Here is a 12619-nt window from a genome sequence, read left to right as displayed (position 1 = left end):
AAAAGGGTGATCCTTGCGGATCACCCTTTTTTTATTTCACCACTTTCAAACTGGGTCGACCGCTGGGACGCGGTGGTTCGCTGTCGGGCGGCGGAATGTCATCATCCGGCTCGATATCTTCCACGTCTTCCATAGGCGATTCCAGATCGAACACCATGCCCTGACCATTCTCCCTGGCGTAAATACCCAGGATCGATGCGATAGGCACGTACAGAGTGTGCGGCACGCCACCGAAGCGCCCTTCGAAGCTGACCGCTTCGTTGTCCATGTGCAGATGACGCACGGCAGCCGGCGATACGTTCAGGACAATCTGTCCGTCACTGGCAAAACCCTGAGGCACCTGCACCGATGGATACTCGGAATTGACCAGCATGTGCGGGGTGCAATCGTTGTCCACAATCCACTCATAGAGCGCGCGGACCAGATAAGGTCGACTGGAGTTCATAGCGGCTCCTTAAGCCTTAGCGCATATCGCGTTCGACACCAGACAGACTCGCCTGGAAAGCCTCACGCGCAAACGAGCGCTCCATGTAATCAAGCAACGGCTTGGCAGGCCGCGGCAGTTCAATACCCAGAATCGGCAAACGCCAGAGTATTGGCAATAGGCAGCAATCCACCAGACTTTGTTCCTCGCTGAGGAAAAACGGCTTGTCGGCAAACAACGGCGACACGCCAGTCAGGCTTTCACGCAACTCTTTACGAGCCACGACGCGGGCGGCTTCCTTGGTCCGCGAATCCAGGATCAGATCCACCAGACCACACCAGTCACGCTGAATACGATGGATCAGCAGACGGCTGTTGGCACGCGCCACAGGATAAACCGGCAGCAAGGGCGGGTGCGGGTAACGCTCATCCAGATATTCCATCACCACGGTCGACTCCCACAACGCCAGGTCACGATCGACCAGGGTGGGCAGACTTCCGTAAGGGTTCACTTCAATCAGTTTAGGCGGCTGGCGACCAGCTTCCACGTAAATGATCTCTGCGCTGACACCCTTCTCTGCAAGTACGATGCGCACTCGGTGGGAATAGTGGTCGGCGGGGTCGGAGTAACAGGCCAACCGATTGGTCACGCCCATGGCGGTCCTCCTCGCTTGTTGAAATTATCGGAAGCGGAAAAACGCACGCGCCCAGAGGACGCCTCCCGTAACGTCTGGCTTGCCAGACTCGTTACACCTTCAGAGACGCCCCTGGGCGCGTGCGATTAACAGCAATTGCTTACAGCTTTATCAATGGACGTCTTTCCAGTATTCACGCTTGAGCAAGTAAGCGAATACGAAGAAGAACGCCAGGTACAGCAACACATAGGTACCGATGCGCTGATGCTCCAGCTTAACCGGGTTAGCCGAGTAAGCGAGGAAGGTTACCAGATTCTTGACCTTCTCATCGAACTGCTGTTCGGTCAGAGCACCGCTCTTCGGCACGATGGTCAGCTGATCGCACGCTTCATGTGTCAGCGCGTTACCGGTCAGCGGATCATATTGCTTCTTGCCGTCTTCGACGATCGGAACCTGCTTGCAACCGACAACCTGACGACCTTGCAGGCCAACCAGGACGTTAGGCATACCCACGTTCGGGAAAACCTTGTTGTTCACACCCCAAGGACGCGACGGATCTTCGTAGAAGGACTTCAGGTAACCATAAAGCCAGTCCGTACCACGAACACGCGCTACCAGAGTCAGGTCAGGCGGTGCGGCGCCAAACCAGGTCTTGGCGTCAGCCGGCTGCATGCCGATGCTCATGTGGTCGCCGATCTTGGCGCCGGTGAACACCAGCTTCGAGAGCATCAGGTCATGCGGGATGCCCAGGTCATCGGCAACACGCTCGTAGCGCTGGAACTTGGCGCTGTGGCAACCCATGCAGTAGTTGGCGAACGTACGCGCGCCGTCCTGCATGGCCGCTTTGTCAGAAACGTCGATGTCGACCTTTTCCAGTTCAGGAGCACCGGCCGTCGACGCGAAGGACAACACAGGCATGGCAGCAAGAATCAGTACAGCAAATAGCTTTTTCATCAGCCAGTCACCCTTTCCGGAACCGGTTTGGTCTTCTCGAGCCTGGTGTAGAAAGGCATCAGAATGAAGTAGGCGAAGTACAGGAAGGTACATACCTGCGACAGCAGCGTACGACCCGGCGTCGGAGCCAGAACACCCAGAATGCCGAGGATCACGAACGAGACACAGAACACCACCAGCCAGATTTTGCTCAGCCAGCCTTTGTAGCGCATCGACTTGACGGGGCTGCGATCCAGCCACGGCAGGACGAACAGCACAGCGATGGCCGCGCCCATGGCGATAACGCCCAGGAGCTTGTCCGGAACCGCCCGCAGAATCGCGTAGAACGGTGTGAAGTACCAGACCGGAGCGATGTGCTCAGGGGTCTTGAAGGCGTTCGCCACTTCAAAGTTCGGCTTCTCGAGGAAGTAGCCGCCCATTTCAGGGAAGAAGAACACGATCGAGCAGAAGATAAACAGGAACACCACCACGCCGACGATATCTTTCACGGTGTAGTACGGGTGAAAGGCAATGCCGTCCAGCGGTACGCCGTTTTCGTCTTTGTGTTTCTTGATGTCCACACCGTCCGGGTTGTTCGAACCGACTTCGTGCAACGCCAGAACGTGCAGCACCACCAGACCGAGAATCACGATCGGCAGGGCCACGACGTGCAGGGCGAAGAAGCGGTTCAGGGTGATACCGGAAATCAGGTAGTCACCACGGATCCACTGGGTCAGGTCGTTACCGATGACCGGGATCGCACCGAACAGCGAGATAATCACCTGGGCGCCCCAGTAGGACATCTGGCCCCACGGCAGCAGGTAACCCATGAAGGCCTCAGCCATCAGCGCCAGGTAAATCAGCATGCCGAAGACCCACACCAGCTCACGCGGCTTCTGGTACGAACCGTAGAGCAAGCCACGGAACATGTGCAGATAAACCACGATAAAGAACATCGAAGCGCCGACGGCATGCAACATACGCAGGATCGAGCCGTACTCGACGTCGCGCATGATGTATTCAACGGAAGCAAACGCTTCTTCCGCCGATGGCGTGTAGCTCATGGTCAACCAGACACCGGTAACGATCTGGTTGACCAGAACGAGCAGCGCCAGGGAGCCAAAGAAATAGAAGAAGTTGAAGTTCTTCGGGGCGTAGTACTTGCTGAGATGGTCTTCCCACATTTTGGTCGCGGGAAAGCGTGCATCAACCCAATCCATGAACTTGCTCATCACGCTTTCTCCGTATCGACGCCAATGACAATGATGTCATCGGTCTCATAGGAATGCGGGGGAACTGGCAGGTTCAAAGGCGCAGGTTGCGACTTGTAGACGCGGCCAGCCAGATCGTAGTGGGAACCGTGGCAAGGGCAGAAATAACCACCTACCCAGTCCTTGCCCAGATCCGCAGGTGCCACTTCTGGACGGAAGGTCGGCGAGCAACCCAGGTGCGTGCAGATACCGATCAGCAGCAGAACTTCTGGCTTGATCGAACGCGTTTCCGGGTCGACATAGGTCGGTTGTGTCGAGTTCTTGGAGGTCGGGTCAGACAGCTGGCCCTCGATCTTTTTCAGATTCCCCAGGATTTCCTCGGTACGGCGGACAATGAACACCGGCTGACCGCGCCACTCAGCAATCATCTGCTGACCTGGTTCGATTTTGCTGACATTCACTTTCACCGGTGCACCTGCGGCTTTCGCCTTGGCACTGGGAAACCATGACCCCACGAACGGGACCGCAGCCCCCACCGCTCCTGCAGCACCCACCACGGATGTGGCTGCTACCAAGAAGCGACGCCGGCCTGCATTCACGCCGTCATTGCTCATTCAGTCCTCTCCCATCAGCTTTGTGGCCTGTTAAATCAGGCGTCTACTAAGTAAAAATCTGAACTTATAAAAATTTTGCCGAATGGTAATGAAAAGCCCCAATTCTGACAAGGTAATTACCGAGGGGCTTCACTGCCAAGCCTTGCAGTATAGGGCTTCTACGGCTGTGGCAAGTTGTCACAGCGCAATTCTTTGATAAATCGCGCCCATAAAAAAACGCCCAGCTTCGCGAGGAAACTGGGCGTTCTTTTTGAACGCGAAAGCGAATTAACGCTTCGAGTACTGCGGACGCTTACGCGCTTTACGCAGACCAACTTTCTTACGTTCAACTTCACGAGCATCGCGAGTAACGAAGCCAGCTTTGCGCAGAGCGCCACGCAGGGTTTCGTCGTACTGCATCAGAGCGCGAGTGATACCGTGGCGGATTGCGCCAGCTTGACCACTTACACCGCCACCGATAACGGTGACGTAGATGTCGAACTTTTCAACTGTCTCGGTCAATTCCAGCGGCTGACGAACTACCATGCGGGCAGTTTCGCGACCGAAGAAATTATCCAGGGAGCGGTTGTTGATCGAGATGTTACCAGTACCCGGACGCAGGAAAACGCGTGCGGTTGCGGTCTTGCGACGGCCAGTGCCGTAATTTTGAGTCGCCGACATAATGAACTATTCCGTTAAAACTTCAGTTCTTGGGGCTGCTGAGCAGTATGAGGGTGTACAGCGCCCGCATAGACTTTCAGCTTACGATACATGTCGCGACCCAGCGGGTTCTTAGGCAGCATGCCTTTGACCGCGGTCTCGATCACGCGCTCAGGGGCTTTGGCGATCAGCTTTTCAAAGTTGATCGACTTGATGCCGCCCGGGAAACCGGAGTGGGAGTAGTAGATCTTGTCGGTGGTTTTAGCACCGGTTACACGAATCTGCTCGGCATTGATAACAACGATGTAATCGCCGGTGTCAACGTGAGGAGTGTACTCAGCTTTATGCTTGCCACGCAGACGGCTCGCGATTTCGGTGGCCAGACGACCCAGGGTCTGACCTGCAGCGTCGACGACAAACCAGTCGCGCTGTACTGTTTCCGGTTTAGCAGTAAAAGTTTTCATTCTTTATAGCCTCAGGGGCCGCCCTGTAAATTAGACGGCGGATCTTACTGAATAGTGCGTACTTTGACAAGTCAAAGGCAGCCGGATACAGACGCTTTCGGGGGCTCGGGTCGGCGCGTCCGTTCAACGGCAAGATTCTTCGGCGGCGGCGCATCACTTCCACTGCAGAAAGAGGTGCGCAATTATGCAGATTGCGAAAAATAATTCAACCTGCTTTTATGATTGTTTTGCCCAAGGAGCACCCGATGGACTATCGCCAGCTAGGCCGAACCAATCTGAACGTGAGTGCCATCTGCCTCGGAACCATGACCTGGGGCGAGCAAAACACTGAAGCTGAAGCCTTCGCCCAGATCGAACGGGCCAAGAACGCCGGGATCAATTTCATCGACACCGCCGAAATGTACCCGGTGCCGCCGAAGGCCGAAACCTACGCCACTACCGAACGCTACATCGGCAATTACTTCAAAAGTCGCGGCGATCGCTCCGACTGGATCCTCGCCAGCAAAATTGCCGGCCCCGGCAACACCATCGATTACATCCGCGATAAAAACCTGCGACACAACCGCCAGCACATCACTGAAGCCGTGGACGCCAGCCTCAAGCGCCTGCAAACCGACTACATCGACCTCTATCAGCTGCACTGGCCGGAACGCAGCACCAACTTCTTCGGCCAGCTCGGTTACAAACACCAGACCGAAGCCAACCTCACGCCGCTGGAGGACACCCTCGAAGCGCTGGACGAGCAGGTCAAGGCCGGCAAAATCCGCCACATCGGCCTGTCCAACGAAACGCCATGGGGCACCATGCGCTTCCTCGCCCTGGCCGAAGCCCGTGGCTGGCCGCGCGCGGTGTCTATCCAGAACCCGTACAACCTGCTCAACCGCAGCTTCGAAGTCGGCCTGGCGGAAATCGCCATCCGCGAACAGTGCGGCCTGCTCGCCTATTCGCCGCTGGCGTTCGGTTTCCTGTCGGGCAAGTACGAAGGTGGCGCACGCCCACCAAAAGGCCGCCTGAGCCTCTACAGCCGCTTCAGCCGCTATTTCAACCCGCAATCGGAAGCAGCGTGCAGCCGTTATGTCGCGCTGGCCCGGGAACACGGCCTGGACCCGGCGCAAATGGCGTTGGCGTTTGTCAATCAGCAGCCGTTTGTGACCAGCAACATCATCGGCGCCACAACCCTGGAGCAACTGGAGAGCAACATCGCCAGTTTCGAGCTGAAACTTTCCGATGAAGTGCTGGCGGGGATTGAGGCGATTCACAAGGATCACCCGAACCCGGCGCCTTGATCGACTCATAGTCCCCATCGCGAAAAGCTCGCTCCCACAGGTTTTGCACAATCCCTGCAGGAGTGAGCCTGATCGCGATGAGGGCCTGACAGTCACCGCAAAATCAAAGCGACCGCGCAATAATCTCCTTCATGATTTCATTGGTCCCCGCATAAATCCGTTGCACCCGCGCATCGGCCCACGCTCGGGCGATCGGATATTCCCACATGAATCCGTAACCGCCATGCAACTGCACGCATTCGTCGAGCACCTTGCATTGCAGGTCAGTCCCCCAATACTTGGCCATCGCGGCGGTAGGCACATCCAGCTTGCCTTGCAGGTGCAACTCGAGGCAGCGATCAACGAAGACCCGGCCGATCTGGATTTCAGTCGCCATCTCCGCCAGCTTGAAGCGCGTGTTCTGGAAATCGGCAATCGCCTTGCCGAACGCCTTGCGTTCACGGGTGTAATCGAGCGTCCATTTCAACGCAGCTTCGGCCGACGCCAACCCGCCAATGGCGACGGTGAGGCGCTCCTGCGGCAACTCCTGCATCAGGTAAGCGAAGCCCATGCCCGCCTGCCCCAATAGATTCTCCTTGGGGACCCGCACGTCCTGGAAGAACAACTCCGACGTGTCCTGAGCCTTCATGCCGACCTTTTCCAGGCGCTTGCCCTTGTCGAAGCCCGGGGTGTTGGCCTCGACCAGAAACAGACTGGTGCCCTTCGCGCCAGCCTTCGGATCGGTCTTGGCCACGACAATCACCAAGTCGGCCAGAAAGCCGTTGGTGATAAAGGTCTTGGAGCCGTTGATCACGTACTCGTCGCCATCCAGCACGGCGGTGGTTTTCACCCCTTGCAAGTCGGAACCGGCGCCCGGCTCGGTCATGGCAATCGCGGTGACCATTTCGCCGGACACCAGTTTCGGCAGGTATTTGTGCTTCAGCGCTTCACTGCCGTAATGCAGGATGTACGGCGCCACAATGTCCGAATGCAGAGAAAAACCGATGCCAGTCAGGCCGAGACGACCGACCTCTTCGATCACGACAGTGCTGTAGAGAAAGTCCGCCCCCAGCCCACCGTATTCCTCCGGCAGGTGCGAACAAAGCATCCCCGCCTCCCCCGCCTTGTTCCAGAGTTTACGGTCGATGTAGCCTTGTTTTTCCCATTGCCCGTGGAACGGCACGGCCTCTTTTTCGAGGAACGTTCGCACGCTGTCGCGAAACAATTCGTGCTCGGAACTGAACAAGGTTCTGGGGATCATGCGGCACCTGTCATTAATTGTTGGAAGAAGTTGACCTTCAGAGACTAAGCCCCGCATCCGATACAGGACACTGGACACATCAGACAAAAAATAAGACGATCCAGCCGTCTGGTGACCACTTTCCCCTATAAGAATAAAGTTGAATTATGTCTAACCAAGTCTCCACGCCCTTGCGGCGCGTCAGCATCCTGGCTATCGACCGGGTTTTCGCTTCCACCCTCATGCAAGCCAAGGATTTCTTTCATCTGGCCAGCCTGCGATACGGCAAACAACTGGGCCAGGGCCTGACACCGGCGTTCGAAACCCGGCTGGTCAGCCCCGACGGCAAACCGGTGAACAGCTTCAGCGATGTGATCATGCCGGTGGACGGCGGCCTGGAAAATGCCGACGTCATTATCCTCCCGGCCTTCTGGGACGATTTCGATACCCTTTGCCAACGTTATCCACAGGTCCTGCCCTGGTTGCGTCAGCAACACGCTCGCGGCGCCGTGCTTTGCGGTGAGGCCACCGGGGTGTTCTGGCTTGCCGAGGCCGGCCTGCTCAACGGCAAGGAGGCGACCACCTATTGGCGCTTCTTCAACGCCTTCGCCGAGCGTTTCCCACAGGTTTATCTCAATCAGGACAAGCACCTGACGGACGCCGACAACCTGTATTGCGCAGGCGGCACCACCTCGGCATGCGACCTCTACATCTACCTGATCGAACGCTTCTGCGGCGCCAACGTCTCCCAGGCCGTGGCCCGGGACATTCTCTACGAAGTGCAGCGCAGCTATTCACCAGGACGCATCGGCTTCGGCGGACAGAAATTGCACCAGGACGTGATCATCCTGCAGATCCAGCACTGGCTCGAAGAACACTTCGCCGACAAATTCCGCTTCGAAGACGTCGCCCGCGAACACGGCATGAGCATCCGCAATTTCATGCGGCGCTTCCAGACCGCCACCGGCGACAAGCCTCTGCATTACCTGCAACGCCTGCGCATCGAAACCGCCAAGGGATTGCTGTCGGGCAGCCGCAAGAGCATCAAGACCATCAGCTATGAAGTCGGCTATGACGATGCGAGCTTCTTTGCGCGGCTGTTCCGCCAGCACACCGAGTTGTCGCCAAATCAGTATCGGCAGCAGTTTCAGCAAGCCGCCTAAGCGTCAACCCCACCACAAAATCCACTGTGGGAGCGAGCCTGCTCGCGAAAGCGGTATCACATCAAACATCTATGTGACTGACACTCCGCCTTCGCGAGCAGGCTCGCTCCCACAGGAAATCTGCGGTGAACAAAAAAGGGCCTGCATGTGCAGGCCCTTTTTTTATTCTCCGAATCGTCCTACGGCTTGTGCGCCCGGGACAGGAATTCGTGCGACTGCATTTCCAGCAGACGGCTGAGCGTGCGCTGGAACTCGAAGTTCAGGCGACCGCCGGTGTAGAGGTCCTTGAGCTCGACTTCAGCCGAGATGATCAGCTTGACGTTACGGTCATAGAACTCGTCGACCATGTTGATAAAGCGTCGGGCGATGTCGTCGGTGGTGACGCTCATCTGCTCGACACCGCTGAGCAACACGGCGTGGAAGATCTTGCCCAGCTCGATGTAATCGTTCTGGCTGCGCGGGCCGTCGCACAGTTCGCGGAAGTCGAACCAGGCCACGTCATCGCAGGTGCGCACGGCGCGAATTTCGCGGTTCTCGATCATCAGCACGTCATTCTCGATGGCGGCCGTGCATTCCGGAGTCAGGGCGCGGAAGCTTTTGCGCAGGCTTTCCTGAGCGGCTTCGTCCAGCGGGAAGTGGAACAGCTCGGCTTGCTCGAGGTGGCGCAGACGATAGTCGACGCCGCTATCGACGTTGACGATGTCGGTGTTCTGTTTGATCAGCGCGATGGCCGGCAGGAAGCGCGCACGTTGCAGGCCATCCTTGTACAGACCGTCCGGCACGATGTTCGAGGTCGCAACCAGGGTCACGCCATTCTTGAACAGCTCTTCCATCAGCGTGCCGAGGATCATCGCGTCGGTGATGTCGGACACGAAGAATTCATCGAAACAGATCACCCGGGCTTCATCAGAGAAGCGCTTGGCGATGATGGTCAGCGGGTTCTTCTCGCCGCCGAGGGTCTTCATCTCTTCGTGCACGCGCTTCATGAAGCGGTGGAAGTGAGTGCGGACCTTTTCCTTGAACGGCAACGCTTCGAAGAAGGTGTCGACCAGGTAAGTCTTGCCGCGACCCACGCCACCCCAGAAATACAGGCCCTTGACCGGTGCCTGATCTTTCTTGCCAAACAGTTTGCCGAGCAGGCCCGGCTTGGTGTTCGACGCAGCGACCAGATCGTCGTACAGGCGCTGCAAATGACGCACGGCGGTTTCCTGCGCGGCGTCATGGAAGAATTCCGGGCGTTTCAGATCAGCTTGATATCGTTCTAGGGGCGTCATAATTCGTTAGCAAGGCAACAAAAACGGGCCGTCACTGTAGCGACGGCCCGTGGGAATGGCAATCGGCCCTTGGTCGGGTCGAGCCGTTGATTTATTCCTGAACCGGTGTCAGCGCAACCCGCAGGGCGTCGATGGCGACGTCGCGAGCGGCGTTGTCAGCAAAGGTCGGGCTGTCGGCCACGCACTCGCCTTCCAGCCAGACGCTGAAGCTCTGCTCTTCACTGCGCACATCCAACGGCTGGCCCGATTGCAGCTGCTTGGTCACTTGACCAGCGGTTTTGCCGTCGGCGAAGTTGCGCGACAACAGCAGTTGCTCGCCATCGGCCGCCAGCAGACGGAAGCGGAAACTGCTGTCTTCTTCGCGGAAGCTGACAAAACGCGCGGCTTTCGCAGCTTTCTTCTTGGTGGTGGCAGCGACCTGAGTCTGGGCGACGAAAGAGCGCAGGCCGACCGCTTCGCGCAGTTCGTGGAGGAACGGTGTAGCCACCGAACGCGCTTTTTTCGCGCCGAGTTGCAGCATGTCTTCCAGGTCCGCCGGGCGTTCGATCAGTTGGTGATAACGCTCGCGGGACTCGCCCAGCTCGCTATCGAGTAGTTGGAACAGGCGATTCTTCGCCTCGCCCCAACCCAGGCCCTGCAACAGTTCGCTGCGGAATTCATCGGACTGTGCCGGCGTGGCAAACGCCTGGAACAGAGTGAACAGGTGCGAGTTGTCCGGATCCTTGGCTTCGCCCGGCGCGCGGGAGTCGGTGACGATCCGCGAGATCGCGTCCTTCATTTCCTTGGCGCTGCTGAACAACGGAATGGTGTTGTCGTAGCTCTTCGACATCTTGCGACCGTCGAGGCCTGGCAGCGTGGCGACGCTTTCTTCGATCAGCGCCTCCGGCATGGTGAAGAATTCTTTGCCCTGGCCGAACAGGTGGTTGAAGCGCTGGCCGATGTCGCGGGCCATTTCCACGTGCTGGATCTGGTCACGACCGACCGGCACCTTGTGGGCGTTGAACATCAGGATGTCCGCGGCCATCAGCACCGGGTAGCTGTACAAGCCCATGGTGATGCCGGCATCCGGGTCTTCGCCGGCCTCGACATTCTTGTCCACCGAGGCCTTATAGGCATGGGCGCGGTTGAGCAGGCCTTTGGCGGCAACGCAAGTCAGCAGCCAGGTCAGCTCGGGGATTTCCGGGATGTCGGACTGGCGATAGAACGTCACACGATCCACATCCAGGCCACCGGCCAGCCAGGTCGCGGCGATTTCCAGACGCGAGCGCTGGATGCGCAGCGGGTCGTCGCATTTGATCAGGGCGTGGTAGTCGGCCAGGAAGTAGAACGAATCGGCATTGCTGTCACGGCTGGCCAGGATCGCCGGGCGGATGGCGCCGGCGTAGTTGCCCAGGTGCGGCGTGCCGGTAGTGGTGATGCCGGTGAGGATACGGGTACGAGTCGTCATGGGTAATCGCTTGTCAGACTGCAATCAATTCGAAAGGCGCGGCAGGATCAGATCCTTGAGATCGGTCAGCTTGCCATGAAAAAAGTGTCCGCATTCTGCCACTTTCAGCAGCTCATGGGGGCGTTCGAGCTTGTCGGACCATTCGTAAACAAGTGGCGGATCGATCACTTCGTCGGTTTCCGGCTGGATCAGGGTCAGTTCACCCTGCTGCGGCAGTTGATCCTGATCGCCCAGGCGCATGACAGCCGGCGCGACCATGAACAGATGCTTGAGCTGTTCGCCCTTGGCTTCCAGGCGTCCGCCGAGACTTGCTGCAACAAAACCACCAAAGGAGAAACCGAACAGGGTCAGCGGCAACTCGGGGTGTTTGGCCCGCAGCCATTCGGCAACGGCTTGAGCGTCGTCGACTTCGCCGGTGCCCATGTCGTGGGTGCCTTCGCTGGCACCGACGCCACGGTAGTTGAAGCGCAAAGTAATCAAACCGGCGTCGCGCGCGGTGCGCTGCAGGGTCGAGACGACTTTATTGAGCATGGTGCCGCCCTGCACCGGGTTCGGGTGGCAGATCAGCGCGATGCCGCGCGGCTGCTCATTATCAAGATAAAGGGCTTCCAGTTGGCCGACCGGGCCATCAATCACTACAGGGGTTTCGCGCATAAGCAAGGAAGGAACTCCGTGACCTCGAATCGGGTCGACTCGTCTAGCAAATTGTCTGTGCCAATCTATTGCGAGTGAATCGCGGTATACAGCGCAGGTTCGAGCCGTTAACGTAAAGCAAAGCCGTTTATAGAGGAAGGACTCGTGGAACACTCGCTCTTAGTTTGGTTGTTGCCGACTCTTGCCCTGGTTGTGGGTGTCGCCATTGGTTTCCTGATCGCTCGTTTGGTGCCGAATGCCGCGCCTAGCAGCACCCAACGTCAGCTGGATGACATTCAGGAACGTTTCGACAGTTATCAGAACGAGGTGGTCACCCACTTCAACAGCACTGCAAACCTGGTCAAGAAGCTGACGGCGAGCTATCAGGAAGTGCAGGATCACCTCGCCGAGGGTGCCAACCGCCTGGCCCTGGACGAGCAGACTCGTCAACGCTTGCTGGCCGCCCTGCACGCCGATTCGGCACAGGCTCCACGGGAACGCCTGACGCCACCGCGCAATCAGGAGCCGCCTCGCGACTACGCCCCCAAAGCCCCGAACGCGCCGGGCATGCTCGATGAGCATTACGGCCTGAAGAAGTAATCAGGTCTCGCGCGACACAAAAAAACCTCGGACGAGTGATTGTCCGAGGTTTTTTTGTTTCTGATCGAGGATTTTTGG

Annotated in this window: 14 protein-coding genes; 3 read left to right on the top strand and 11 right to left on the bottom strand. The window is 57.8% G+C overall.

Annotated elements, in window-relative coordinates; translation table 11 throughout:
* Window positions 1-31: 31 nt before the first annotated feature.
* From BLU63_RS16060 to rplM, 7 genes are all read right to left on the bottom strand, one after another.
* Window positions 32-445 carry a ClpXP protease specificity-enhancing factor gene (locus BLU63_RS16060; RefSeq protein WP_010458147.1) on the bottom strand — a complete coding sequence of 138 codons (414 nt, stop codon included), beginning with the start codon at window positions 443-445 and terminating at the stop codon, window positions 32-34.
* A gap of 16 nt (window positions 446-461) precedes the next feature.
* Window positions 462-1079 carry a glutathione S-transferase N-terminal domain-containing protein gene (locus tag BLU63_RS16055; RefSeq protein ID WP_007905304.1) on the bottom strand — a complete coding sequence of 206 codons (618 nt, stop codon included), beginning with the start codon at window positions 1077-1079 and terminating at the stop codon, window positions 462-464.
* Window positions 1080-1229: 150 nt separating this feature from the next.
* Window positions 1230-2012, bottom strand: a complete 783-nt coding sequence (locus tag BLU63_RS16050; protein WP_010458152.1) for a cytochrome c1 — start codon at window positions 2010-2012, stop codon at window positions 1230-1232.
* The gene (locus BLU63_RS16045; protein ID WP_083375773.1) at window positions 2012-3223 is read right to left on the bottom strand and encodes a cytochrome b; all 1212 of its coding nucleotides are present in this window, start codon (window positions 3221-3223) and stop codon (window positions 2012-2014) included. The genes BLU63_RS16050 and BLU63_RS16045 overlap by 1 nt, the downstream gene beginning before the upstream one ends.
* Entirely contained in the window at window positions 3223-3816 is a 594-nt protein-coding gene (gene petA, locus BLU63_RS16040) for a ubiquinol-cytochrome c reductase iron-sulfur subunit (RefSeq protein WP_007905300.1), read from the bottom strand. The genes BLU63_RS16045 and petA overlap by 1 nt, the downstream gene beginning before the upstream one ends.
* Window positions 3817-4083: 267 nt before the next feature.
* Window positions 4084-4476, bottom strand: a complete 393-nt coding sequence (rpsI, locus tag BLU63_RS16035; protein ID WP_002555064.1) for a 30S ribosomal protein S9 — start codon at window positions 4474-4476, stop codon at window positions 4084-4086.
* A 14-nt stretch (window positions 4477-4490) separates the two neighbouring features.
* A complete protein-coding gene (gene rplM / locus BLU63_RS16030) occupies window positions 4491-4919 on the bottom strand; it encodes a 50S ribosomal protein L13 (protein WP_007905295.1) in 429 nt (142 codons plus the stop codon).
* Window positions 4920-5164: 245 nt separating this feature from the next.
* On the opposite strand from rplM, the gene BLU63_RS16025 reads away from it, so the two are divergent.
* Complete coding sequence (locus BLU63_RS16025) at window positions 5165-6205, top strand: NADP(H)-dependent aldo-keto reductase (protein ID WP_010458157.1); 1041 nt, start codon at window positions 5165-5167, stop codon at window positions 6203-6205.
* Between the two features lie 103 nt (window positions 6206-6308).
* Here BLU63_RS16025 and BLU63_RS16020 read toward each other — a convergent pair whose 3' ends face one another.
* Window positions 6309-7445: an acyl-CoA dehydrogenase family protein gene (locus BLU63_RS16020; RefSeq protein ID WP_010458159.1), complete on the bottom strand. Its 1137-nt coding sequence runs from the start codon at window positions 7443-7445 to the stop codon at window positions 6309-6311.
* Between the two features lie 245 nt (window positions 7446-7690).
* On the opposite strand from BLU63_RS16020, the gene BLU63_RS16015 reads away from it, so the two are divergent.
* Complete coding sequence (locus BLU63_RS16015) at window positions 7691-8587, top strand: GlxA family transcriptional regulator (protein WP_169857917.1); 897 nt, start codon at window positions 7691-7693, stop codon at window positions 8585-8587.
* 179 nt (window positions 8588-8766) lie between these two features.
* Here the strand turns inward: BLU63_RS16015 and zapE are convergent, their stop codons facing one another.
* From zapE to BLU63_RS16000, 3 genes are all read right to left on the bottom strand, one after another.
* Window positions 8767-9861 (bottom strand): cell division protein ZapE, encoded by a 1095-nt coding sequence (gene zapE, locus BLU63_RS16010; RefSeq protein WP_010458163.1) that lies wholly within the window; start codon window positions 9859-9861, stop codon window positions 8767-8769.
* Window positions 9862-9952: 91 nt separating this feature from the next.
* Complete coding sequence (locus BLU63_RS16005; RefSeq protein ID WP_010458165.1) at window positions 9953-11308, bottom strand: tryptophan--tRNA ligase; 1356 nt, start codon at window positions 11306-11308, stop codon at window positions 9953-9955.
* Between the two features lie 24 nt (window positions 11309-11332).
* Window positions 11333-11962, bottom strand: a complete 630-nt coding sequence (locus BLU63_RS16000) for an alpha/beta hydrolase (protein ID WP_042932570.1) — start codon at window positions 11960-11962, stop codon at window positions 11333-11335.
* A gap of 144 nt (window positions 11963-12106) precedes the next feature.
* Here BLU63_RS16000 and BLU63_RS15995 point away from each other — a divergent pair, with 144 nt between their 5' ends.
* Window positions 12107-12541, top strand: a complete 435-nt coding sequence (locus BLU63_RS15995; protein WP_010458168.1) for a YhcB family protein — start codon at window positions 12107-12109, stop codon at window positions 12539-12541.
* Window positions 12542-12619: the final 78 nt, after the last annotated feature.

The organism is Pseudomonas mandelii, assembly GCF_900106065.1.
Lineage (GTDB): Bacteria > Pseudomonadota > Gammaproteobacteria > Pseudomonadales > Pseudomonadaceae > Aquipseudomonas > Aquipseudomonas mandelii.
The sequence above is the reverse complement of the archived record's forward strand: the minus strand, read 5'-3'. Positions and strand labels throughout refer to the sequence as shown.